This window comes from Martinezella lusitana, assembly GCF_900094565.1.
GTDB classification, from domain to species: domain Bacteria; phylum Pseudomonadota; class Alphaproteobacteria; order Rhizobiales; family Rhizobiaceae; genus Rhizobium; species Rhizobium lusitanum.
The window spans coordinates 96,333-118,780 of the sequence record NZ_FMAF01000010.1; the positions used below are offsets into that span (position 1 = coordinate 96,333).

Sequence of the window (22,448 nt, forward strand, 5' to 3'; positions counted from 1 at the left end):
ATTGCTTCACATTTAAATTGCTTGCGAGCGAATATAACACACGGGTATAACGTTTGCGATAGGAGAATTCATAAAGAGTTATTTGCCAACGAACTGAGATGACCGCAGCAATAAAGCTGAGATGATCAATTTGTATTTAGATATACCTGAGTGTAGGCACGTATTCTCAATTGAAATTTGCTATTTTTGAATTTGATGGCAATTCGCGGATTGAGCTGTCGTCCGGTGCGGTACGGGATAGGGCCTGACGCAATCTCGATGACATCAGGGTGCTCTGACAATACGTGCCTCGAGCAGATCCAGCTTCCTGCGCCCGCACAAACTGCCGCTTGGTGAGTTTAAGCTTGGTGATCTGTCCCTCAGTCTGGCTGTTCGACCACATCGAAGTTATTGCGTTCTGGACCGCTGCCCGGTCGCAGATGACGCCGTTGGCGAATGACGCGATCAGGCTTCTTGCCGCGCCTCGATCTCATGCTCGAAGCGATCAATAGCAATATTGACCCACGGCTCGTACAGACCACCGAGGGTGCCAGCGTTGCGCTGGCTATGCAATCTGAGCATCCCGACGAGCCGCCAGCTTACAAACCCCATCGCACCGCTTTCGAAGCAAGACCCGAACAATGATCTCATATCACCGCCAACGTCCGCTATTGTCCATCCATACGAACTTCGAAAAATACAGGTAGTGGCGGGGTGTTGCAAAATTGATAGTCTCTAGCCTTGAACACGCATTGTCGAATGGGGCGGCAAGCGAATTTGCCAATTTTCGTGGGAAGAGCCGATAGTGCAATCCCAAGCAGCTTCCACTAGGTCGGATGATCGAGGCACCGGCATATAAAAATAGGGCGCAGACATTATTGGAAACCAGGCCCCTGGGTCCGCGCCGGTCAATGACGAGCCGAAATCTTTACGTCGCACCGCATCGCAGCTGCTTTGCTCTCACCATTCACATTCATCGTGCCCGCGCCATTGCGCATAAAAAAATCGGTCCGGGTGCCGCTGCCTGATTTCCGGTAGCGGTGCGGCCTGCGCGATCACCGCTCGATCAAGTGACAGATCCGCAACTTTTACTTGAACTTCTGAAGATCGAGGTTAGCTTTAATCAAGCTCTCACCGCCGCCGAATCGGCTTGAACAAACGCTAGAGTGAACACACATGACAGCTCTGATCGAGGCGCGAGGCGTGAACAAACGCTTCCGGCAGCACAAAAGGTTTCCCGGCCTGTTGGGCGCGCTAAAGACGCTGGTGACCAGCGAATACAACGAAGTTGTAGCTGTTTCTGATATCAGTTTCGACATCGCGGCCGGCGAGGCCCTAGGTTATCTCGGCCCTAACGGCGCCGGAAAATCCACGATGATCAAAATGATGACCGGCATTCTAGTGCCGAGCGCGGGCACGCTGTCGGTGCTCGGCCGGACGCCGCATCTGCAGCGCATAGACAATGCGCGAGAGATCGGAGTCGTTTTTGGCCAGCGCAGCCAGTTGTGGTGGGACCTGCCGCTAATCGACAGTTTTACCCTGCATCAGCGCATCTACGATATCTCCGCCGCTCGCTATGCGGATAATCTGAAGCGCTTCAGCGAGTTGCTGGATTTGACGCCCTTCCTCGACCGTGCGGTGCGCCAGCTCAGCCTTGGCCAGCGCATGCGCGCCGAAATCGTGATGTCACTGTTACACGACCCAAAGATCCTCTTTTTGGATGAGCCGACCATCGGATTGGACGTAGTCGCCAAAGATGCCGTGCGGCGCTTTCTCGCCGAGATTAACCGAGAGCGCGGCGTCACGATCATTCTCACCACCCATGACCTGCAGGACATCGAGACCATCTGCCCGCGACTGATCATGGTCGATCATAGCAGGCTCATTTTCGACGGGGAGTTGAAGAGCTTGCGCGCCGCGTTGGGCTCGGCCCGGCGACTAACCCTCGAATTTGTCAGCGATCCCGGACCGCTACCGTTGCGAACCGCTACACTCGTCAGCGACGAGGGCTTGCGTAAGAACTATCTCATCGAGCGGGAGGAAATATCGCTCGTCGCGGTGCTGTCGGAGGTAGGCAGCGGCCGCGGTCTTAAGGACGTAGCGCTGCACGAGCCCGACATCGAAGAGGTCATCCGCACCTTCTACCAGCGCCGCAACGCCGAGGCCCTGGCATCATGAGCGCCTATTTCGCCTTCGCCCGCAGCGCCTTCCACTCGCAGCTCGCCTACCGTAACGAAGTATGGGCCAACATCTTCGGCAAACTCGTGCAGGTCTTCGCGCGTGTCGCCATCTGGCAGGCAGCTTATGCGGGCGTGAGCGCAACCATGGTCGACGGGGTCTCCCTGCAACAAATGGTGACCTATGCCCTACTGGGCGGCGCTGTAATGGGCGCGACCCGCCCTGAAAGAATCATCGGCGAGATCGGCCGGTCGCTGAAGACCGGCGACGTGGTGGTCTGGCTGCTCAAGCCCCTGTCCTATCCGCTCTATCTGTTCGCCAATGAATGCGGAAGCTTTGGCTATCGCCTAATGACGCAGGTCATTCCAACCGTCGCCTTCACCGCGTTGTTTTACGGCATGCTGGCGCCGGCGAGCTTGTTTCACGCCCTGATGTTCATCGCCTTTTGGGCGCTGTCCTTTACACTGCTGTTCCTCATGTCGGCGCTCTTCGGCCTCATCGCCTTCTGGCTGATGACGAGCTTCTCGCTTGATTGGATCCTGGGCGCCCTGCTGCAATTATTCTCAGGTCTGCTGGTGCCGTTCTGGTTCTTTCCTGAGCCACTGGCCACGGCTGCCCGCCACCTGCCCTTCGCCTGGGTGGTCTATTATCCCAACGCCGTCTATCTCGGCAGGCTTTCCACTGCCGATGTCTGGCTCAATCTCGGCCTGGGCCTTGGTTGGACCGTATTGTTTCTTGTTGGCGTTCTTTGGCTTTGGCGCCTTGCCTCCGGCCGCATCACCGTGCAGGGAGGTTGATCGTGCTGCGTCATCACCTGCGCATCCTTCCGCTGCTGGTCCGGATGTATATCCGATCAAAGATGGAGTATCGCGGCGCCTTCTGGCTCGACCGTTTTGCGCAGATCCTCTCCTATGCCAGCGTCTTCGCTACCATTGGAATCCTGCTTGCCCGCTTCGACACACTCGGCGGCTGGACCTGGCCGGAGCTGGCACTATTGTTCAGTTTCCAACTGCTTGCTTATTCGCTCGGGGCTGCGATGAGCTTCGTGCAACTGCGCGACCTTGAAGAACTGGTGCGGCTCGGCACCTACGACACCTTGCTGGTCAAGCCCTTCAGCCCTTGGGCCTATCTAGTCTTTTCCGGGCTCAATATCGGCTACGCCGGCCACGTCATCCTCGCGGTGGCGTTGATGGGTTGGGCCGTTCTGTCCGTCGACTTCGCCTGGTCGGTTTGGTCCGCGTCGTTCCTCGTTGCCGCGCTCCTCAGCGCGACGCTGCTGACGGCTGCACTCATCACCATTATCGGCGCCACGGCGCTGATATGGGTGCGCTCCAACCACCTGTTCTCGATTTTCTTCGGGTTTTGGGAATTAACGCGTTACCCACTCAACATTTTTCCCGGCGGCATCCAGACCATCCTCATCACCGCAGTTCCGCTCGCGCTCACAAGCTCGGTCCCGGTCGCCGCCCTGCTGCACAAACCGATCCCGATCCTCGGAGACTGGGGTGGGCTTGTGGCTCTCCTCGCTGGCCCGATCTGGGTCGTGCTGGCCGTGGTTTACTGGCGGTATGCCAACAGCAAATACCAAGGCGCCGGCAGCTAATTGATCAGCGGGATAAACATCAAAAATCTGCGCGTAAATCGGCCACAGACGATAGAAACTCGAGCTGCAGGTCTTGAAGAGGATCGAACCAGGGACGTAGATTCACAGCTGCTGGAACGATCGAAAAATGTGAAACGCTTACGTCTCGTTCTCTAAAAGCATATCGGGAAAGTCAACACTCCCGACACCGTCTGCCGTCATTTACCGAGGCTCCTTGAACTCGAATACCCCAGGCACAGCGAAGGCAAATACGGGGAGCACCAAGACAATAATGCCGACCCAGAGGAGAGCCGGTTCCTGACCGATCGCCAACAACAGACTCGGCATCGCGGCAAGCGCAAGTGGCGCGGCCCCATAGGAAACCAGGAAATCGATCGAGGACACCCGCCCCAACATATCCTTGGGGATCTGGTTCTGGATCGCCGTGAACCACGGGATGTTGAACAATTCGATTCCGACGCCACCAAGGAAGTAGCTGATAACAATCAGCGTCGCCGAATGACTATAGAGCGAAAGCGGCACTAACCCATAAAGTGACAGACCAAAGAACGCCAGGATGCCGGGCCGAGACATGCGAAAGCTTCCAACAAGAAGTCCTCCTGCAAGAGCGCCGATGGAATATGCACCCAGCGCAATGCCAATGAAGGCATCGCCGCCAAGGTCGGTCCGGCTGACGACTGGCAACGTCAATTGCTGAATACTGTTTCCAAGCCCAAGCCAGACCAATAACACCGCCAAACCAGTGATGAACCAGCGGTGACGAAAGGCCTCCGCCAGGCCGTCACGATAGTCTGCCAGAAAACTTGTGGAAGCTCGCTCGCCAAACGGCTGTCGACCGGCGAGCCGACGCTGAAGCCCGAATACGATTGCCGCTGACAATGCCCACAGGAGAGACGCCGCCCACAGACCGAACCTTGCCCCAAAACTGGCATGCATGGCCACAGCGAGAAGAGGGCCGGCTGTCAGGGCGATACGGAAACTGAGCGTCGTCAAGGCATTTGCGCTTTGTCGCAGTTCCGGCGGGATCACGTCGGCGATCGTCGCTTGATAGGCACTTCGAAATATCCCCTCGCCGGCGCCCGAGAAAAACAGGCAGCCAGAAATCGCGTCGATCCTGTCATGAAAGAACAATGCAATCGCAAGGGTCGACGCACTGCGAAGCGCCGACGCCGCGCAGAGGACTTTCTGGCGCGGCAGTCGGTCGGCGAAGTAGCCGCCGGCAACGGCACCGACGACGAAGCCTAGTGTTCTGACCGACAGTGCGATGCCGAGATCAGCGATGCCATCGTGCCAGTCGAGGATCATCAAGGTGAGGATCGTCGGCAGGATGGCGGTCGCCGCCACAGAAACCGAATAGCTGACCCAAATGCCGGCAAAGACCGTATTGCGGAGCGGCTGGAGAATTTGCATGGGATGCTCAAAAGACTGAAGGAGAACGGGATATCAAGCGAATGCCGCCGCAGATAGCACCAAGACGACTGTGGCCTCTCGTTCAGGAGGCCTTCAGCACCCGGTCGAGAACCCTGACGCCGAACGCCAACGCGTCAACCGGTATGCGCTCGTTGACCGCGTGAAACAGGCCCCAATAGTCGAAATCAGCCGGTACCCGCATGGGTACAAAACCGTAGCCATGGATGCCGATCTTCGACAGAAGCTTGTTGTCCGTTCCGCCGGGAAGAAGATACGGAATGGCGGTACCGTCTGCGTCTTCCGCCCGGATCGCCGCGCACATTTTCTCCATCAAAGGCCCGTCTACGGGAGATTCGATTGTCCATCCGAAGGTCCATTCGATATCGATCCCCGGTCCAACGAGCTCTGTGACCTGTTGTACGAACTCGTCTTTCGTTCCCGGCAAGACCCGCCCGTCGATGATCGCTTCGGCGCTGGATGGGATGACGTTTCGCTTGTAGCCGCCGTTGATCATCGTCGGATTGGCAGTGTTTCGAAGCGATGCCCTGATCGTGGAGGCGAAGAAACCCAGCTGGTCGAGCTGCTCGTCGATCCTGTCATCCTCGAATTTGGTGTCGAGAAGCGTCTCAAGCCCTTCCAACAGCGCGTTCAGGTGCGGCGTTCGGTGGATGGGAAATTCGTGAGTGCCGATGCGCTCGACCGCCGCGGCAAGCCGCGTCACTGCATTGTCATCATTGACGAGCGCGCCGTGACCCGCCGTACCGCGCGCCGTCAGCTTGATACGAGCTACGCCTTTTTCGGCCGTCGCAAGGGGATAAGCTCGCTTGCCGTTCGGAAGTGTGATGGAGAAACCGCCGACCTCGCTGATGGCTTCGGACGCGCCATTGAACAGGTGCCGCTCCTTTTCGGTGAGCCACGCGGAGCCGTAGACGCTGCCGTTCTCTTCGTCGGCGAACCACATGAAGATGATATCGCGCTTCGGAACGAATTTATTCCGGGCGATTGATCTGACTAGCGCCAGCATGATGCCTGCCATGTTCTTCATATCGACCGCGCCGCGGCCGTAGAGCATGCCGTTGCGGATTTCTCCGGAGAACGGCGGGACCGACCATTCCGTCTCGTCGGCCGGCACGACGTCAAGATGCGCGTGCAGAATAAGCGCCGGCTGGGATTTGTCGCTGCCATCAATGCGGCAAACGACATTGGCTCGGCCGGCGATCGGCTCTATGTAAGTCGAGGCTAGGCCAACTTCGGTCAGTCGATCCCGGATGTAACGCGCCGCTATGGCTTCCCCATCACCCATCGTCTGCGGATCGCCTGTGTTGACCGACCTGATGCGGATGAGGTCGCGGACGAAATCCACTGCTTCCGTCTCTGCGACGCTCGTCGCTGCTTGTGTGGAGACCGAGGTTTGCATGATGTTCTACCTTTCAGATTTTTAAGCGATGGCGCGGTTTCGCCCGGAGCCTCACCGCCTGGTCCAATGGGTATCGGCGTCAGAGGACCTTTGACAGGAAAGCCTGCGTTCTTGGGTTCTTCGGCGCATCGAGAACCTGCTGGGGGCTTCCCGCCTCGACGATCCGGCCCTGATCCATGAACACGACCGTGTCGGCAACCTCGCGGGCAAAGCCGATCTCGTGGGTCACAACGATCATGGTCATGCCCGAGGTCGCCAATGCCTTCATGACGTCGAGGACTTCACCGACAAGCTCGGGATCAAGCGCCGAGGTCGGCTCGTCGAACAGGAGTACTTCAGGCTCCATCGCCATTGCCCTTGCGATCGCAACACGCTGTTGCTGTCCGCCGGAGAGTTGCGCCGGGTATTGATAGGCGCGGTCGGCAAGGCCAACGCGCTCCAGCAGCGCCAGGCCAAGAGGTCGAGCTGCCTTCCGGGGTATGCCTTTGACATGGACCGGGCCCTCCAGCACGTTCTCCAATGCCGTCATGTGCGGGAACAGGTTGAACCGCTGGAAGACCATGCCGATATTGCGGCGCTGCGCGGCAATCGCGCCCGGCTTCAGGCAATAGAGGCGTCCCTGTCTTTCCTCGCAGCCTATCAATTGGCCGTTGACCCGGATGCGGCCGGCACCGATCGTTTCGAGGTGATTGACGCAACGCAAAAGGGTCGACTTTCCTGAGCCGGACGGGCCGATGACCACGCAGACCTCGCCGCGCCGGACTTTGAGGTTGACGTCGAAGAGTACCTGAAACTCACCGAAGAATTTGTGCACGCCTTGAACCTCGACGCAGGGAGACAAGGAAATGTTCGCAGCTGCGGTCATTGGCTTTCCTTCGCCTGGATCTTGATGGTCGTGCGGTCGAGACCGCGGCCGAAATACCGTTCAAGGTAGGATTGGCCCCACATCAGAATGGTCGTGATCGTCAGGTACCAGAGCCCAGCCACAACCAGGAGCGGGATCGGCATGTACAGACGATTCGAAATCGTATTGGCGGCAAATGTCAGGTCGTAGGCAAAGGGGACGGCCAGGACCAGCGACGTGGTCTTCAACATGCCGATGGTCTCGTTGCCCGTCGGTGGAATGATCATTCGCATCGCCTGCGGGATGACGATGCGGAACATGATCTTCATGCGCCGCATCCCCAGAGCCTCTGCGGCTTCGGTCTGTCCGCCATCGACCGCCTTGAAACCGGCCCGAAAGATTTCGGCAAGATAGGCCGATTCGTTAAAGGCGAGACCGGCGATCGCCGCCAATGCGGGCGTAAGGACATCCTTGGTGCGAAGGTCGAACAACGCCCCTGTTACCGGCAAGTTCAAGGAGATGCGGGGATAAAGCACCGCGAGCAGGCCCCAGAAGACAAGCTGCGTATAGACCGGCGTGCCGCGAAAGAACCAGACCCACAGCCAGCTCAGCACGGACAGGACCGGGTTGCCGGAATCCCGCATGATGACCAGCGTGCCGGCGATCGCGATCGACACCGCCATCGCCACCACGGTAATGATCAGCGTCCAACCGACCCCTCGAACAATCTGCTGGTCAAACAGATATTGAATGACAATATCCCAGTGAAAGTTGGGGTTGGTGGCGACACTGTTTGCGACGCCCAGTGCGATCGCGACAAGGCAGGCCGTCAGGACCCATCGACCGTAGTGGCGCACCGGTATCGGCTTGTTCAACTCAATCGCTTCATTCTGGATTTGCGATGTCATGCTGTTATTTCCTTTGTCGCGATCATCCGGAACGGCAAGCGTTCTCCAAGCCGCTTCCGGATCATGCTGGGCGACCTATTCCGAAACCTTCGGGTTGACTTCAGCCTTGTCGACGGCTGCGGATACGATGCCCCACTTCGTCAAGATCTTTTGATAGGTTCCGTCAGCGATGAGTTGATTGATCGCATCCGCAACCAATTGTGCCCAGGCGGTCTGGCCCTTGGCGACAGCGATCCCGTTTGGCGACGGATAGGTGATCGCACCGATCGTTTCGAGCTGCCCGTTGGTCTGCTTGACAGCGTAGCCGATATTGGTCGAACCGGCATAAACAGCGTCGACCGCGCCATTGATGAGGCGGGTCACGAGATCGGTCTGCTTGGGCATGGAGATCAATTCGATCGCCTTCTTCTTGGCGGCGACACAATCGTCGCTAAAGCCCTTAACGGCTTTTTCGCCCGTGGAACCGGTTTGAACACCAACAGCCTTTCCACATGGATCGTCCGGATTGAATTTCGCGGGATTGCCGGCCTGGATCGCCCACTGCTTGCCGGCGTTGAAGTAGCTGATGAAGTCGACCGCCTTGTAGCGCTCGTTGGTGATCGTGAAAGCGGATATGCCAAGATCGTAGCGCGGACCGATGGCCGGCAGGATGCTGTCGAATTGTGCCGTCAGAAATTCGAGCTTGAGGCCGAGCTTCTGCGCGATCGCCTTGGCAAGGTCGACGTCGATACCCTCAGGTGTCTGGCCATCGTCGCCACCCAGGAATTCTGCGGGGGGATAGGTGGTATCGGAGCCGATGGTCAGCACGCCCTTCGCAGCGATCTCCGTCGGTAGTCGCGCGATGAGCGCACTGTCTTTCGAGATGGAAGCGGCGTCAAAGTCGTCGGCGGCGTACGCAAGCGGCGATGCAAGCGAGAGCGGAAGGGCAAGCAAAGCGGGCGCGAGCCTCGCAAAAGTGATGCGTCGGAGTATCTGTTGCATGATCCTGTTCCCTTGTCTGGAGATCCTGCCTTGCCTCGTTGTGTTTTGCCGAGGTCTCGTTGGCATTGCCGCGATAGTATGATTTCGCGCGGACAGAACAAGGCAAGCCACCGCATGACATGATGCGTCAGGATTATGAACTTGAGCGGATCAGCGGGATTCCATCAGCGCCGTTATGAAGTCGCGCACGAGCAGCGACTTGGGCTTGTCCGGTGGCAGGATCAGCAGCGTCTTGACCTCGACGGCGGGCTCAAAGGGACGAAGAACCACGCGCGATTTGTCGAGAGTGCTGACAACATAGGGGCTAACGAGGCCGATACCCACCCCTTCGGTCACAAGGGCACAGACTGTCGACGCATAGATGGTCTCGACGGCGATATTAAGTTTGATGCCGGCATCAGCAACGATATTATCCAGGCGCTGGCGCGCCCGGTCTTCCGGTACATATGCGATGAAGGCATGACCATCGAGGTCGGTTGGCCGAATAGTCTGCTTTTCGGCAAGCGGGTGCCCGGTCGGCATCGCAATCATTGCTTGCGGCGACAGAAATAGCTGATGCGTTACGCCGGTGAGGTCGATTTCATCGGCCGCAAGACCGACATCGAACTGACCGGATGCGACCAGATCACGGACATCGCGAGAAAGCAGGACATGAAAGGTGATGCTGATGTCGGGATGCTTCAGTCTGAAGCGCCCAATCGCCCGCGGAACCAATGTGGACCCCAGCAACGACAGAGAGGCAACCCGGAGTCCGCCCGTTCCCTGATCGCGGATACGGGCCGCCTCCGCGCGGATCGTATCCAAACCCCTATAAGAGGCTTCAATGGACTTGTAGAGCCGCCATGCCTCGGGCGTCGGCACCAACCGTTGGCGGATCCGGTCAAACAGCCGGAAGCCAAGCCCACGCTCCATCTCGGCCAAGGCACGGCTTGCCGCCGGTTGGGTGATGCCAAGCTGATCGGCGGCTTTCGACGCGGTTCCGGCTCGCATGACGGCTGCAAAGATCTCAATTTGCCTGTGGTTCAATGAGGAGGCCCTATCAAGAGATGTGATGCCCAACAGATAGAGCCTCGGCGCGTTCATGTCACGGTCGGGGCGACTGCCTTGGTGCAAATGCAGGCTGCCATAGGAGACCAAACGCGCAACGAGAACACCAGCCTTCGATAAAATCGAAGGCTGGTGTTCTCATAAATTGAATAGAGACGTTATCTATGCCGCAAGCTTGGCAAGCATGTCCGACAGGTCCTTCCAGAGGTCCCGTTCGTCCTCGAGCCCGATGCAAATGCGCAAGACGACACCCTTGGACGTCCAAGGAATGACTGTCCGTTCCTCTTTCAGCGCCGTCGTCGCTATCAGACTGCGGGTTCCGCCCCACGATGCGCCGATGGCAAAGATCTTCAATTCGGTCATCGCGGCTTCGAGATTGGCGTCCGCGCCAGGCTTTAAAACCACACTGAAGACACCGGACGAACCGCCCATGTCCCTTTTCCAAAACTCGTGTCCGGGGCAGGATGGAAGTGCCGGATGCAACACTCTTTCAACGACAGCGCTCTCCTGGAGCGCATGCGCAAACTCCTCCGAGACCTTGCCGACATGGCGAAGTCGAACGCCCATGGTTTCGATCCCTCGCAGCGCAAGCGAAACCTCGTCGGGCGAAACCCCTATCCCCATGTCGCGCAAGACAAGCTTGATCTTCTGTCTGAGCTCGATATCGGAAACGGTGATCGAGCCAAGCAGAAGGTCCGAGTGACCGCCGATATATTTGGTCAGGGCCTCGACGGCAAAATCCGCTCCGTGCGCAAGAGGTTTGAAAAGCAGCGGTGAAGCCCAGGTGTTGTCACAGGCGACGAGCGCACCCTTTGCCTTCGCCGCCTGAATGATGGCCGGCACATCCTGCACCTCCATCGTTCCCGAGCCCGGCGACTCGATCCAGACGAGCTTTGTATGCTCATCGATCAGGTCGCCAATGCCCGCTCCGATCAACGGATCGTAGACGCCATAATCTATGCCGCGCGGTCGCAGATAGTCCTGACAAAAGTAGCGAACAGGCGAGTAGACGCTGTCGGGGATCAACACACGGTCGCCAGGCATCAGAAACGTCAGCAGGATCATCGACGCCGCTGCCTGCCCTGAAGGCACAAGGACCGTTCTGACCCCGCCATGCAGCAGTGTCAACTGTGCCTCCAGGGTTCGCGTTGTTGGCGTTCCATGGAGGCCGTAAGTGTAGCCGTCAAAACCGCGCTTGCTGCGATTGGAAAACGATTTCGCATCCGGATAGACAATGGTGGACGCTCTAAATGTAGGCACTGCGAGACTGGCGAAACCCTCGTGGGAAACGACGGGGTGGTGAACGCAACGTGTCAAATCCTGCATGGGAATTCCTCTCTATCTTGGCGGCAGATAGACCGCATCGCGCAGGGCCACGCAAGCGACCCGAGGGCATGAGTTCATGACCTGAGGTTATAAGTCGCTAGCCGCGAATGCAGGTATGATGGGATGGCCAATACTTGCTCATCCTCATCGATTGGAAGGCGTATTCCATTGACAGCGAATGTGCGGACGCCGCCTCGCATAGGCTACCGCGAAATATCCAATACGGTTCTAGAGCACATTCAAAACGGGCGTTGGGCGGCCGGCCACCGTGTCCCATCCGAGACCGAGCTCATGTCGCTGTACGGCGTCAGCAAGATGACGGCGTCGCGCGCGATGCAGGAGGTCCGCAGCCGTGGTGCAATCGTTTCGGTCCATGGGGTCGGCTGCTTTGTCAAAGGCACCGATCCCGTTCCAGATACGATATTCCGATCAGCCAGTGGGCGGAACTGCGATATTGCGGATGAGGGACAGGTGCGAATTCTCCGCCTGGACGTCGACGGCGCATCGCCGGAAGTTGCCGACCGCCTTGGTGTCCGTCTAGGAGATCCGATACTCTATTTGCTTGCGGTCCGCCCCGGAGAAAGCTCCTGGTCGCAGATCGAGGAGACCTCCGTTCGCTGTGATTGCGCACCCGATTTCCTGAAACAGGACTTTTGTCATGGAACGGCGCTTCAATACCTTCAAGGCATTTTGCCCCAAGGTGAAGTTCGCGCGGAAATCAGCGCGCTTATGCCTTCGTCGTGGCACCGACGGATCGGAGGGTTTCCGTCAGACCAGCCCTGCATCCAATTACAACAGGAACTCCGCATGCGGGGACAAGCCGTACTGCTCGGCCGACTGATTGGCCGTTCCTATCGGTTCGCGAATATATGAGCGGCCGATCTCGTGCCCAGCCGCCATACCGATTGCGCCTTCAAGTCGTACAGAATGAGACTCACGGCCTGCTGGACGGCAGAGCGAATTGACGCATTGCGCTTGCCATGGCTCTGCCCTATGACTGCAGGCCTTATCCGCGGAGGCGGTGGTGGGAACTCGTATGCGCAAGCGGATTTTCGGGACGACACGATGGCTGGTGCGTATTTTATGCGCCATGGCCCTGTTGTCTGTCGGCTTCGCGCATCAGCCGATCGTCGCGGTGGCGGACGAAATATCGCCGATAGAGCTTGCTCAATACAGGCTTCCGGACGGATCCTTTCCCGTACTCTGCGTCACCTACAAGGATGCTGACGGCAAAGTCCACGGAAAGGCCTTTACACCTGGGTGCGAGGCTTGCCGGATTGCCTCGGCGGCCGTTTTACCTGCACCTCCCTCCGACATTTGCGGACGTTTTTCCTCCATACGCGAGGATATTGTCGTTGCAAAATCGGAGGCTTTCCATCGGCAACTTTATCCGCCCAATAGCGGGCCACGCGCACCACCCATCCTCAAGATCATTGGCTAACCGGCGTCGTGGCTGAAGCCGCGATGCCTGTCGTCAATGGCTGCCGCCCGTGCGACCTCTGGTCGTGACGTCTGAGGATGCAGGTTTTTCCAGCGAAGATTGCCGAATGCGCCAAACCAAATGGTTGCGCGGATCGTGCAAGACAAATTCGTCCTGAACTCCCGATCCATCATCGTCACCTCCTCAGATCGACCCTTGCGGTAGCCCATCGATCTTCGGAGGATTTTCATGTCTGCCTTCACCGCTGCAGAGCCCGCCGCCGCAGCAACTCAAAATATCTCGCTTTATCGAGCGATCTGGCGCTGGCATTTTTTCGCCGGCCTCCTCGTCATTCCTTTCATGCTCAATCTGGCGATTACCGGATCGCTGTACCTGTTCAAGGATGAGATCGCCAATACCTTCTATTCGCATCGCTATGTCGTGGCCGACAGCGGTCCAATGCTGGAGCCGCAACAGATCGCGCAGGCAGCGCTTGCAGCCTTCCCGGGGTCCACGGCTACGTCCTATCATGAAGCTTCGGCCGTCGGCCGGTCAGCCTGGGTAACCGTCTCCAAGGACGGACAATCGACCATCGTTTATGTCAATCCGCATGACGGCAGCATTCTGGGATCGGTCGATTCCAAGCAGGAGTTTGGCTGGGTCGTCAAGCGCATCCACAGCCTGGAATATTTCGGGGAGTGGACCAATCGCATCATCGAGATCGTTGCGGGCTTCGCCCTCGTTCTCGTGGTGACGGGCATCTATCTGTGGTGGCCTCGCCAGCAGACCGGCGGCGTGCTGACGGTGCGCGGCACTCCATCCCGGCGCGTCTTCTGGCGCGACCTGCATGCCGCCACTGGCGCAATCGCGGGCATCCTGATCTTCTTCCTGGCCTTCAGCGGTATGCCCTGGTCCGGCTACTGGGGCGCCAACGTCAACGCCTGGCTCACCGCCCACGATCTCGGAACGCCGGCAGCACTCTGGGACGACGTTCCCAAATCGACAAAGGTCACACAAGACGTCGTCAGCCGCGCCGGATGGGTCGTCGAAAACGCACCCGTTCCGCTCTCCGATATCGCCGCGGCACAGTCGGCAAAACCGATTGGCCTCAACAGGGCCGTCGAGATCATGCATGGATTGGGCATGGTTGCCGGCTCCGATCTTGCGATTCCGGCAGACGAAACCGGCGTCTATACCGCGAGCCATTACTTCGGCGACCTCGGTAACGAGCGAACCGTCCATATCGATCAATATTCGGGAAAGCCGCTGGTCGATATCCCCTATGAGCAGTATCCGGCGCTCGGCAAGGCGATCGAATGGGGCATTAACGTCCATCAGGGGCAGGAATGGGGGCTGTTCAATCAGCTCCTGATGCTGGCGACCTGTCTCGCCATCATCCTGTGCTGCGTCACGGCCGTGACCATGTGGTGGAAACGAAGGCCGGCCGGCCGCCTGGGCGTGCCGCCGATGCCGCCACAGAAGTCTGTCTATGTCGGCCTTTGGCTCATCGCTATCGTCTTCGGAGCGGCATTTCCGCTGACCGGAGCGGCCATCGTCGCAATGCTGCTTTTCGATCAGCTCGTGGTTCGCTTCGTGCCGCCGCTTTCGCGCTTCTTTTCCTGACGAGAGCCCGCGGAGCCGGCTGCTCCGCCTGCTCGCCTCCTTTTTTGTAATAAGGATACCGATCGTGTTGAAACGCGCTCTTGCTGTTGCCGTCCTCGGACTGGCATCCCTCATATCATCCGTCGCCGCTGCCGAAGACATCAAAATCGGCAATCTCACAATCTCCGATCCGTACGTCCGCGCCATGGTGCCGGGCGCACCTGTCGGCGGCGGCTACATGGCGATCACAAATACCGGCGACACAGATGATCGGTTGCTCGCAGCCAGCTCGCCCCGCGCCGCAACCGTCCAGATTCATGAGATGAAAATGGACAATGACGTCATGATCATGCGCGAGCTTCCGGATGGTTTGCTCATACCCGCGGGAAAGACCGTCGAGCTGAAGCCCGGCGGCTACCACGTGATGTTCATGAAGATCACTGACCGCTTTATCGAGGGCCAGACGGTCAAAACGACGCTGAAATTTGAAAAGGCCGGATCGGTCGAAGTCGACTTCCCGGTCGGTTCCGTAGCGGCGAGCAAGCCGGGTGCGAACGCGAGCCCCGACGCAGACATGCCCGACATGAAGGGCATGAAGGGCATGAAGGGCATGAAGGGCATGAACATGAATGAAAAGCATTCATCGGGGGATCCGCAAAACGATATCCCCGCCACCTTGAAGGCGATGTTCGAAACCCCGGGCAAGCCGTTGACCATTCAGCCCGTTGTCGCGCACGGAGATTGGGCAGTGGCAGGATGGGTACAGGACGGGCGCGGCGGACGTGCCTTGCTCAAGAAGGGCAACGCCGGATGGACCGTGCATCTTTGCAGCGGCGATAGCCTAAAAGATGCCGACGCCCTTCAGAAGATCGGCGTGGCGCCGGACGACGCACACGCCATCGCGACCGACCTTTCTGTCGCCGAGGCCAAGCTCGATGCGAAGACGCTCGCGCTGTTTTCGAGCTTCGAAGGCATGGTCATGATGGACCGTGCCGATGCCGCAAATGCAGGAGGCGACCATGCCGGCCACACCAAGTAGCCTTATCGACCGAAGCGGCCAAGGCCTGATGAAGGCATTGGTTGCGAACGCAAAGCCCCTCGCCCTCGTTCCGTTCCTGATGCTTGCCGGCTGCAATATGGTCGTTCTCGCCCCATCCGGCGATATCGCCGTGCAGCAGCGCAATCTCATTGCGATTTCCACCATGCTGATGTTGTTGATCATCGTACCGGTGATCGCTTTGACTTTGTTCTTCGCCTGGAAATATCGCCAGTCGAACACGAATGCGACCTATGAACCCGAATGGCACCACTCGACCAGGCTCGAGCTCGTCATCTGGTCGGCGCCACTTGCCATTATCATCGCGCTGGGCTCGGTGACATGGATCAGCACGCACAAGCTCGACCCCTATCGGCCGCTCGACCGCATCGATGCCACGAGATCCATTCCCGCGAACATCAAACCGCTAAACGTGGAGGTGGTGGCGCTCGACTGGAAGTGGCTCTTTCTCTATCCCGATCAGGGTATCGCCACGGTCAACGAACTCGCAGCACCCGTCGATACGCCGATCAACTTCAAGATCACCTCCTCTTCGGTCATGAACTCGTTTTTCGTGCCGGCTCTGGCCGGGCAAATCTATGCCATGCCCGGCATGGAGACAAAGTTGCATGCGGTCATCAACCAGGCTGGGGAATATCAAGGATTTTCCGCCAACTATAGCGGTGCCGGTTTCTCCAACATGCGCTTCAAGTTCCATGGTTTCAGTCAGGCTGACTTCGACGAATGGGTGAAGAAGGTTCGAAGCGAAGGCAACCGTTTCGGTCGCTTTGAATATTTGAAGCTCGAACAGCCGAGCGAGAAGGATCCCGTTCGATATTTCTCCTCCCTCGACCCCAAGCTCTACGACGCCATTCTCAACATGTGCGTCGACCAGTCGAAGATGTGCATGAACGAGATGATGCATATCGACGCCAACGGCGGCGGCGGCATGGAGGGTATCAACAACGTCATTCGCCTTGCGAACAAGTCCGAGCCGTGGAGCAAGCAGCCTGATCGGCCGGCGAAACCCTTCGTGGCTGCGCTTTGCACGCCCACGGGGACGGGACCGGGTGGAAGCCTCGAGACGGCGACCCGCCGGTTTGATGGAACCCGGATCGACTGAGCGGGGAAGTAAGGCGGCGTAGGCCGTCGCCGCATACAACCAGGAGAAATGCCATGTCGAACAAACAAACTAACATCAGGATCTTGGTTGTCTTGATGATCGTGATCGGTGTCGGGGCGATCACCTACGCCACATTGCTGATGACACCGCAGGCAAAACCGATGGCGGGTAATATCGGCTCACCATTTACGCTGACAAATGACCGTGGGCAGCCCATTACCGAAAAGGCACTGTTCGGTCACCCGTCCCTTGTCTATTTCGGCTACACTCACTGCCCGGATGTCTGCCCGACGACCCTCTACGACATGGCCGGCTGGTTCAAGGCGTTGGGGCCACAAGGCGACAGCCTGAAAGCCTATTTCTTTTCCGTCGATCCGGAGCGCGACACGCCCGAGATCATGCATACCTACACCGGCAACTTCACCGATCGGATTACAGGCATTACCGGCGATCCGAAGGAGATGCAGAAGGCGATCAAGGGTTGGCGCGTCTATGCCAAGAAGGTCCCGAGCCCCGACGGCGGATACACCATGGACCACACCGCTTCGGTCTTGCTTGTCGACGCAAGCGGCAACCTCAGAGGCACTATCGCCTATCAGGAGGATGCGGTTGTGGCGCTTCAGAAGATCAAGAACCTGCTCCAGTGAGGGAAATCACGCCGCAAGGCTCGGCGGTGTTCGACACATCAGAATTCCGTCTGGCATGGCCATAAACGGGAAAGCGACGATCTCAAGATCGTCATCGCGCGATCCGCAGGCTTTTTGCGGATCTTCAACAAGAGAGGAAATCGATATGCCCCCGATCAGAAAACTATTGCTACTGGCGGCCGCAGTGAGCGTTGGCTTTGCGAGCCAGGCCCTGGCTCACGCGCATCTGAAATCTGCCGTTCCCGCCACCGATGCCACGGTAAAGGAAGCGCCCTCGGAACTCGACCTGACATTCACCGAAGACCTCAACCTTAAATTCAGCGGCATCAAGGTTACCGGCCCCAAAAAGGCGGCCGTCAAGATCGGCGAAGGCATGCTGATGAACAAGGACACGACATTGATGGTGCCTGTCACCGACAAGCTCGCGCCCGGCAAATACACCGTCGAATGGCATGCACTCTCGACGGACGGTCATAAGACCAACGGCACCTACAGTTTCACTGTTGCACCCTGATGAACACCGAGCCGTCCGCGATCACGCGGACGGCTTTATTTCCAAGCATTCCTTTTCGGAAGATCGCTATGTCCTTTAATCCATTTAAGACAGGCTGGATGCTGGTCCGCCTCACGATCATCTCGTCCGTTGTCAGCCTGTTCGCGGTCGTCACGGCTGCGCATGCCGCTATTGACATTGTCGACGTTCGCGGTCGCCACATCACGCTGGAAAAGCCGGCGGAGCATGTGATGCTCGGCTTTTATTTCGAGGATTATATCGCCATCACCGGTCCGACAGCTATCGATCGGCTGAAGGCGGTGTCGTTGAATTACTGGAAGGGCTACCGACCGGCGCAATATGCCGCTTACCTCAAGGTGTTTCCCAAGATCGCCGATCTGGTTGATATCGGCGACGCGGATTCCGGGACCATGTCGGCCGAAAAGATTATTGCAGCCAGACCAGATGTGGCAATCCTGTCCGATGGGCAATACCAATATCTCGGCGCGGCGGCCGATGCGATCGAACAGGCAGGCATTCCCCTCGTCGTCGTCGACTACAATGCCCAGACTCTCGAAAAACATGTCGCCAGCACCTTGATCATCGGCAAAGTGATGGGAACCGAGGATCGCGCCGAAAAGCTGGTGGCGCTCTACAGGGGCAAAATCGCAGATACACTGCAGCGGGTCAAAAGTGCCGGCCAGTCAGATAGGCCGAAGGTCTATGTGGAGCTCGGCCAGAAAGGCGCCAGCGAGTACGGCAACACCTATGGAAAGGGCATGTGGGCTGGTGTTATTGATTCTGCCGGTGGCCTGAATATCGCGGCAGGGCAGATTGCCGGCTACGGTCCGCTCAATCCCGAATATATACTGACCTCGAAACCTGACGCGATCTTCATCACCGGATCGGAGTGGACCAGCCTTCCCGATGCGGTCTTGATGGGCTTCGGCATTGGAGCGGACGTCACCCGGGCACGCGCGTTGCCATTCCTCAAGCGAGCCGGATGGCAGGATCTGCCTGCCGTCAAAAATGGCGAGGTCTACGCCATTTACCACGGGGGAACGCGAACCCTCTACGACTATGCCTTCCTGCGCTATATCGCCAAGGCCCTTTACCCCATTGCTTTCAGCGACGTCGACCCGCAGGCCGAACTTACCGCCTACTATCATGACTATCTGCCGGTCAAACCGGAAGGCACATTCATGATCCGGATCGGACAGCCGTGATGGCTTACGACAGAGCTGGAGGCGGCACTTCCGATTTGCATGCTCTTTATCGCAGGAGCATGCACCGGCGCATCGTGCTGACGATCGCTGCAGCACTGCTTCTGCTCGCTCTACTGGTTGTCGATCTTCTGACAGGACTCTCCCCGCTGACGGCGCGCGAGGGCCTGACGGCATTGCTGGCGGGGCCGTCTGGCCCCGACCGCACCGCCGCCGTCATCGTCTGGTCGATCCGGCTGCCGATGACGTTGATGGCTGCGCTGGTCGGCATGGGACTCGGCATCGCCGGCTTGCAGATGCAGACCATTCTCGACAATCCGCTGGCAAGTCCCTTCACGCTCGGATTTTCGGCAGCCGCTGGTTTCGGAGCCGCACTTGCCATATTGTTCGGTGCAAGCGTGCCTATTGCCGCCTGGATTCTGGCGCCACTATCGGCCTGGGTCATGACCCTGATCGCCTGCGCCCTGCTATATGTTCTCGCGAAATTGCGCGGCGCCAACGCCGAGATCCTCATCCTCGGGGGCATTACGATCATGTTCATGTTCGAGGCTTGCCAGTCGCTGCTGCAATATCTTGCCGAGCCGGAAGTGCTGCAACAGATCGTCTTCTGGATGTTTGGCAGCATGCTCAAGGCGACCTGGACAAGCGTTGCGGTCATTTTGATCGTCCTGATCGGCACGACACCGATCCTGCTGCGTGATACGTGGACATTGACCGCCATGAAACTCGGCGACGCCCACGCGACCAGTCTGGGCGCTGACGTTCATGCGCTACGACGGTGCACATTCGGGATCATCGCGCTCCTGACCGCAGCCTCCGTCGCCTTCGTCGGGACCATCGGATTTGTTGGCCTGATCGCGCCGCATGCAGCACGCGCCATCGCTGGAGAAGACCAGCGCATCCTGCTTCCCCTGTCGGCTCTCGCCGGTGCAGTGATGCTTGCGGCAGCTTCAATTGTCTCCAAGATCATTTCACCCGGCGCCATTCTCCCCGTCGGCATCGTTACCGCCGTCGTCGGGGTACCGGTTCTGTTCGCTCTCATCATGCGGCGGGGAGCGGGAGAACTCAGATGACGGTTAACATCCTCAGTCTCGACCAGCTCTGTGTCGCCCGCGCCGGCACAAGGATCATAACCGACGTCTCTGCCGATATGCCCTGCGGCGCGATTGTCGGCATTTGCGGCCCAAATGGCGCCGGCAAGTCTACCCTCCTGGCGGCTATCGCCAATGTCATACCCTGCTGCGACGGCACCATTCAGTGGCAGGACCGGCGTCTTACCCCCTCGGACTTCTCATTCATGCCCCAGACCCTTGGCATCCGCGCGAAGCTGTCGGTGCTGGAAATTGTGCTGCTCGGCAGGCTTGATCGCCTGCGTTGGACACTCACGACCGACGATATCGACGCAGCCGGCGAGGCTCTTGAGCTCGTCGGCATGAAGGATTTGGGTGCCCGCCCGATCGGAACCTTGTCGGGCGGGCAGCAGCAGCTCGTGCTTCTGGCCCAAAGACTGATCCGCAGACCGCCTATCCTGCTTCTGGACGAGCCGACGAGTGCATTGGATCTACGCAGGCAGCTGGTGGTCCTGGATATCCTCAAAGCCTATGCTAAAACAAAGAACGCGCTGATTGTCATTGCGCTGCACGATCTCACGTTGGCCGCGCGCTATTGTGACCAATTGCTGCTGCTGCAAGAGGGCAAACTTGCCTGCAGTGGTAAACCCGCCAGCGTTTTGACCCGCGAGACGATTGGCACTGTTTACGGTGTTGACGCCGAGATCCTGGCAACCTCAAACGGTACCCCCGTAATAGCGCCGCTTGCACCTGCTTATCGCACGCCAAGATGACCTCAACCCTGCACCTGTGCTCGACATGCCAGAACTTCGATGTCGCAACGATCTCGGAGCGGCTTGCGCGGCATCTGCCCGCCGCAGCAATCACGATCGAGACCTATCCATGTCTTGGCGGCTGTGGAGTGCGTGGCCGCGCCTCAATCGCGGCTGACGGAAAGTGGAGCTGGTTATTCAACGCAATCAGCACAAGCGACGCACTCGATAGTCTCATTGACTTCATCGTCCTTTGGCAGGAAAGCCCCGACGGTCTGATCGAAAAGTCCAAACGGCCGCGAGGATTGCATCGGCACTTTCTTGGCCGGCTTCCGCCGATTGCTGGTTAACCGATTGACATTCAATGCGGCAATCGCAGCGCACCAACGCATATGGGGTCCTGCCTGGCGGCCAATAGTCAAGGCCGGTGGATACTTTGACGGCCTTATCGTCCGACACTTTAAGGCATTGGGCACAAGTCCCAATTTCAACGGATCACCTCATCGCGAAAATCATAAATCGATCAATGCAATATCTGCTCAAGGAAGAGCTTGGTGCGCTCATGCTGCGGATTGTCGAAGAACTCTTTCGGTGAGTTCTGTTCGACGATCTGGCCCTGGTCCATGAAGATGACGCGGTTGGCGACCTGACGGGCAAAGCCCATTTCGTGGGTGACGCACAGCATGGTCATGCCTTCTTCGGCAAGGGCCACCATGGTGTCGAGCACTTCCTTGATCATTTCCGGATCGAGCGCGGAGGTTGGCTCGTCGAACAGCATGATCTTCGGGTTCATGCACAGCGAGCGGGCGATCGCCACGCGCTGCTGCTGGCCGCCCGAAAGCTGACCCGGATATTTCTTGGCCTGCTCCGGGATCTTGACGCGGGTGAGGAAGTGCATGGCGATCTCTTCCGCCTGCTTCTTCGGCATCTTGCGCACCCAGATCGGCGCCAGCGTGCAATTTTCCAGGATCGTCAGATGCGGGAAGAGGTTGAAGTGCTGGAACACCATGCCGACTTCGCGGCGCACTTCGTCGATCTTTTTCAGGTCGTTCGTCAACTCGGTGCCATCGACGAAGATGTTGCCCTTCTGATGCTCTTCCAGACGGTTGATGCAGCGGATTAGCGTCGATTTACCCGAGCCGGATGGGCCGGCAATGACGATGCGCTCGCCGCGCATGACCTTGAGGTTGAAGTCGCGCAGCACGTGGAAATCGCCGTACCACTTGTTCATGTTGTTCATCTCGACCGCCACTTCGGTGTCGGACATGTCCAACTTCTTTTTTTGAGATTCAGACAAGATCTATTCTCTTTTTTGGCGAAAAGCGGAGCGGGCAAGCCCTCTCCGCCTGGTTTTTTTTCTGACTGATGTTCGGTGCTGGACTATACCCA

At 58.3% G+C, this 22,448-nt stretch carries 23 protein-coding genes and 1 pseudogene; 14 read left to right on the forward strand and 10 right to left on the reverse strand.

The features are described from left to right. Nucleotides 1-264: 264 nt before the first annotated feature. A pseudogene (locus GA0061101_RS40215) lies at nucleotides 265-460 on the reverse strand (hypothetical protein); the annotation flags it as partial. Then, on the reverse strand, nucleotides 445-630 hold the full coding sequence (locus tag GA0061101_RS38765; protein ID WP_141694103.1) for a hypothetical protein: 186 nt from the start codon (nucleotides 628-630) through the stop codon (nucleotides 445-447). The pseudogene GA0061101_RS40215 and the gene GA0061101_RS38765, both read right to left, overlap by 16 nt. A 525-nt stretch (nucleotides 631-1,155) precedes the next feature. Between GA0061101_RS38765 and GA0061101_RS20670 the strand changes: the two genes are divergently transcribed. From GA0061101_RS20670 to GA0061101_RS20680, 3 genes are read left to right on the forward strand one after another with little or no spacing between them, the layout of a single operon-like run. Continuing rightward, nucleotides 1,156-2,157, forward strand: coding sequence for an ABC transporter ATP-binding protein (locus GA0061101_RS20670; protein ID WP_092574713.1), 1,002 nt, complete (start codon nucleotides 1,156-1,158; stop codon nucleotides 2,155-2,157). After that, nucleotides 2,154-2,954, forward strand: a complete 801-nt coding sequence (locus tag GA0061101_RS20675; protein ID WP_092574714.1) for an ABC transporter permease — start codon at nucleotides 2,154-2,156, stop codon at nucleotides 2,952-2,954. Before GA0061101_RS20670 ends, GA0061101_RS20675 begins: the two co-directional genes overlap by 4 nt. A 2-nt stretch (nucleotides 2,955-2,956) precedes the next feature. Further along, nucleotides 2,957-3,760 (forward strand): ABC transporter permease, encoded by an 804-nt coding sequence (locus tag GA0061101_RS20680; protein WP_092574715.1) that lies wholly within the window; start codon nucleotides 2,957-2,959, stop codon nucleotides 3,758-3,760. A gap of 201 nt (nucleotides 3,761-3,961) precedes the next feature. On the opposite strand, the gene GA0061101_RS20685 is transcribed toward GA0061101_RS20680, so the two are convergent. From GA0061101_RS20685 to metC, 7 genes are all read right to left on the reverse strand, one after another. Continuing rightward, nucleotides 3,962-5,170, reverse strand: a complete 1,209-nt coding sequence (locus GA0061101_RS20685; RefSeq protein ID WP_092574716.1) for an MFS transporter — start codon at nucleotides 5,168-5,170, stop codon at nucleotides 3,962-3,964. An 82-nt stretch (nucleotides 5,171-5,252) separates the two neighbouring features. Then, the gene (locus GA0061101_RS20690) at nucleotides 5,253-6,587 is read right to left on the reverse strand and encodes a M20/M25/M40 family metallo-hydrolase (protein WP_092574718.1); all 1,335 of its coding nucleotides are present in this window, start codon (nucleotides 6,585-6,587) and stop codon (nucleotides 5,253-5,255) included. A 79-nt stretch (nucleotides 6,588-6,666) separates the two neighbouring features. Further along, nucleotides 6,667-7,452: an amino acid ABC transporter ATP-binding protein gene (locus GA0061101_RS20695; RefSeq protein WP_092574720.1), complete on the reverse strand. Its 786-nt coding sequence runs from the start codon at nucleotides 7,450-7,452 to the stop codon at nucleotides 6,667-6,669. After that, a complete protein-coding gene (locus GA0061101_RS20700) occupies nucleotides 7,449-8,339 on the reverse strand; it encodes an amino acid ABC transporter permease (RefSeq protein ID WP_092574722.1) in 891 nt (296 codons plus the stop codon). The genes GA0061101_RS20695 and GA0061101_RS20700 overlap by 4 nt, the downstream gene beginning before the upstream one ends. A gap of 75 nt (nucleotides 8,340-8,414) precedes the next feature. Then, the gene (locus tag GA0061101_RS20705) at nucleotides 8,415-9,320 is read right to left on the reverse strand and encodes an ABC transporter substrate-binding protein (RefSeq protein ID WP_092574724.1); all 906 of its coding nucleotides are present in this window, start codon (nucleotides 9,318-9,320) and stop codon (nucleotides 8,415-8,417) included. Nucleotides 9,321-9,470: 150 nt separating this feature from the next. Next, nucleotides 9,471-10,403, reverse strand: coding sequence for a LysR substrate-binding domain-containing protein (locus GA0061101_RS20710; RefSeq protein WP_280951433.1), 933 nt, complete (start codon nucleotides 10,401-10,403; stop codon nucleotides 9,471-9,473). A 126-nt stretch (nucleotides 10,404-10,529) separates the two neighbouring features. After that, nucleotides 10,530-11,693: a cystathionine beta-lyase gene (metC, locus tag GA0061101_RS20715; RefSeq protein ID WP_092574725.1), complete on the reverse strand. Its 1,164-nt coding sequence runs from the start codon at nucleotides 11,691-11,693 to the stop codon at nucleotides 10,530-10,532. A gap of 123 nt (nucleotides 11,694-11,816) precedes the next feature. Here metC and GA0061101_RS20720 point away from each other — a divergent pair, with 123 nt between their 5' ends. The 11 genes from GA0061101_RS20720 (at nucleotide 11,817) to GA0061101_RS41105 (ending at nucleotide 21,409) form a co-directional block, all read left to right on the forward strand. Next, entirely contained in the window at nucleotides 11,817-12,566 is a 750-nt protein-coding gene (locus GA0061101_RS20720; protein ID WP_092574726.1) for a GntR family transcriptional regulator, read from the forward strand. Between the two features lie 163 nt (nucleotides 12,567-12,729). Then, a complete protein-coding gene (locus GA0061101_RS20725; protein WP_092574727.1) occupies nucleotides 12,730-13,134 on the forward strand; it encodes a hypothetical protein in 405 nt (134 codons plus the stop codon). A 228-nt stretch (nucleotides 13,135-13,362) separates the two neighbouring features. Continuing rightward, nucleotides 13,363-14,736 (forward strand): PepSY-associated TM helix domain-containing protein, encoded by a 1,374-nt coding sequence (locus GA0061101_RS20735; protein WP_092574730.1) that lies wholly within the window; start codon nucleotides 13,363-13,365, stop codon nucleotides 14,734-14,736. Nucleotides 14,737-14,800: 64 nt separating this feature from the next. Then, complete coding sequence (locus GA0061101_RS20740) at nucleotides 14,801-15,754, forward strand: copper uptake system-associated protein (RefSeq protein WP_092574731.1); 954 nt, start codon at nucleotides 14,801-14,803, stop codon at nucleotides 15,752-15,754. Between the two features lie 97 nt (nucleotides 15,755-15,851). Then, nucleotides 15,852-16,874 (forward strand): ubiquinol oxidase subunit II, encoded by a 1,023-nt coding sequence (cyoA, locus tag GA0061101_RS20745; protein ID WP_245297530.1) that lies wholly within the window; start codon nucleotides 15,852-15,854, stop codon nucleotides 16,872-16,874. 53 nt (nucleotides 16,875-16,927) lie between these two features. Next, the gene (locus GA0061101_RS20750) at nucleotides 16,928-17,521 is read left to right on the forward strand and encodes an SCO family protein (protein WP_092574732.1); all 594 of its coding nucleotides are present in this window, start codon (nucleotides 16,928-16,930) and stop codon (nucleotides 17,519-17,521) included. Between the two features lie 145 nt (nucleotides 17,522-17,666). After that, on the forward strand, nucleotides 17,667-18,035 hold the full coding sequence (gene copC / locus GA0061101_RS20755; RefSeq protein ID WP_092574733.1) for a copper homeostasis periplasmic binding protein CopC: 369 nt from the start codon (nucleotides 17,667-17,669) through the stop codon (nucleotides 18,033-18,035). 68 nt (nucleotides 18,036-18,103) lie between these two features. Then, nucleotides 18,104-19,240 carry an ABC transporter substrate-binding protein gene (locus tag GA0061101_RS20760; protein WP_245297521.1) on the forward strand — a complete coding sequence of 379 codons (1,137 nt, stop codon included), beginning with the start codon at nucleotides 18,104-18,106 and terminating at the stop codon, nucleotides 19,238-19,240. Next, entirely contained in the window at nucleotides 19,240-20,310 is a 1,071-nt protein-coding gene (locus GA0061101_RS20765; RefSeq protein ID WP_092574735.1) for a FecCD family ABC transporter permease, read from the forward strand. Before GA0061101_RS20760 ends, GA0061101_RS20765 begins: the two co-directional genes overlap by 1 nt. Beyond that, a complete protein-coding gene (locus GA0061101_RS20770; protein WP_092574737.1) occupies nucleotides 20,307-21,080 on the forward strand; it encodes an ABC transporter ATP-binding protein in 774 nt (257 codons plus the stop codon). The genes GA0061101_RS20765 and GA0061101_RS20770 overlap by 4 nt, the downstream gene beginning before the upstream one ends. Continuing rightward, nucleotides 21,077-21,409, forward strand: a complete 333-nt coding sequence (locus GA0061101_RS41105; RefSeq protein ID WP_092574738.1) for a DUF1636 family protein — start codon at nucleotides 21,077-21,079, stop codon at nucleotides 21,407-21,409. Before GA0061101_RS20770 ends, GA0061101_RS41105 begins: the two co-directional genes overlap by 4 nt. Nucleotides 21,410-21,582: 173 nt before the next feature. Here GA0061101_RS41105 and GA0061101_RS20780 read toward each other — a convergent pair whose 3' ends face one another. Further along, entirely contained in the window at nucleotides 21,583-22,326 is a 744-nt protein-coding gene (locus GA0061101_RS20780) for an amino acid ABC transporter ATP-binding protein (RefSeq protein WP_245297522.1), read from the reverse strand. Nucleotides 22,327-22,448 lie beyond the last annotated feature (122 nt).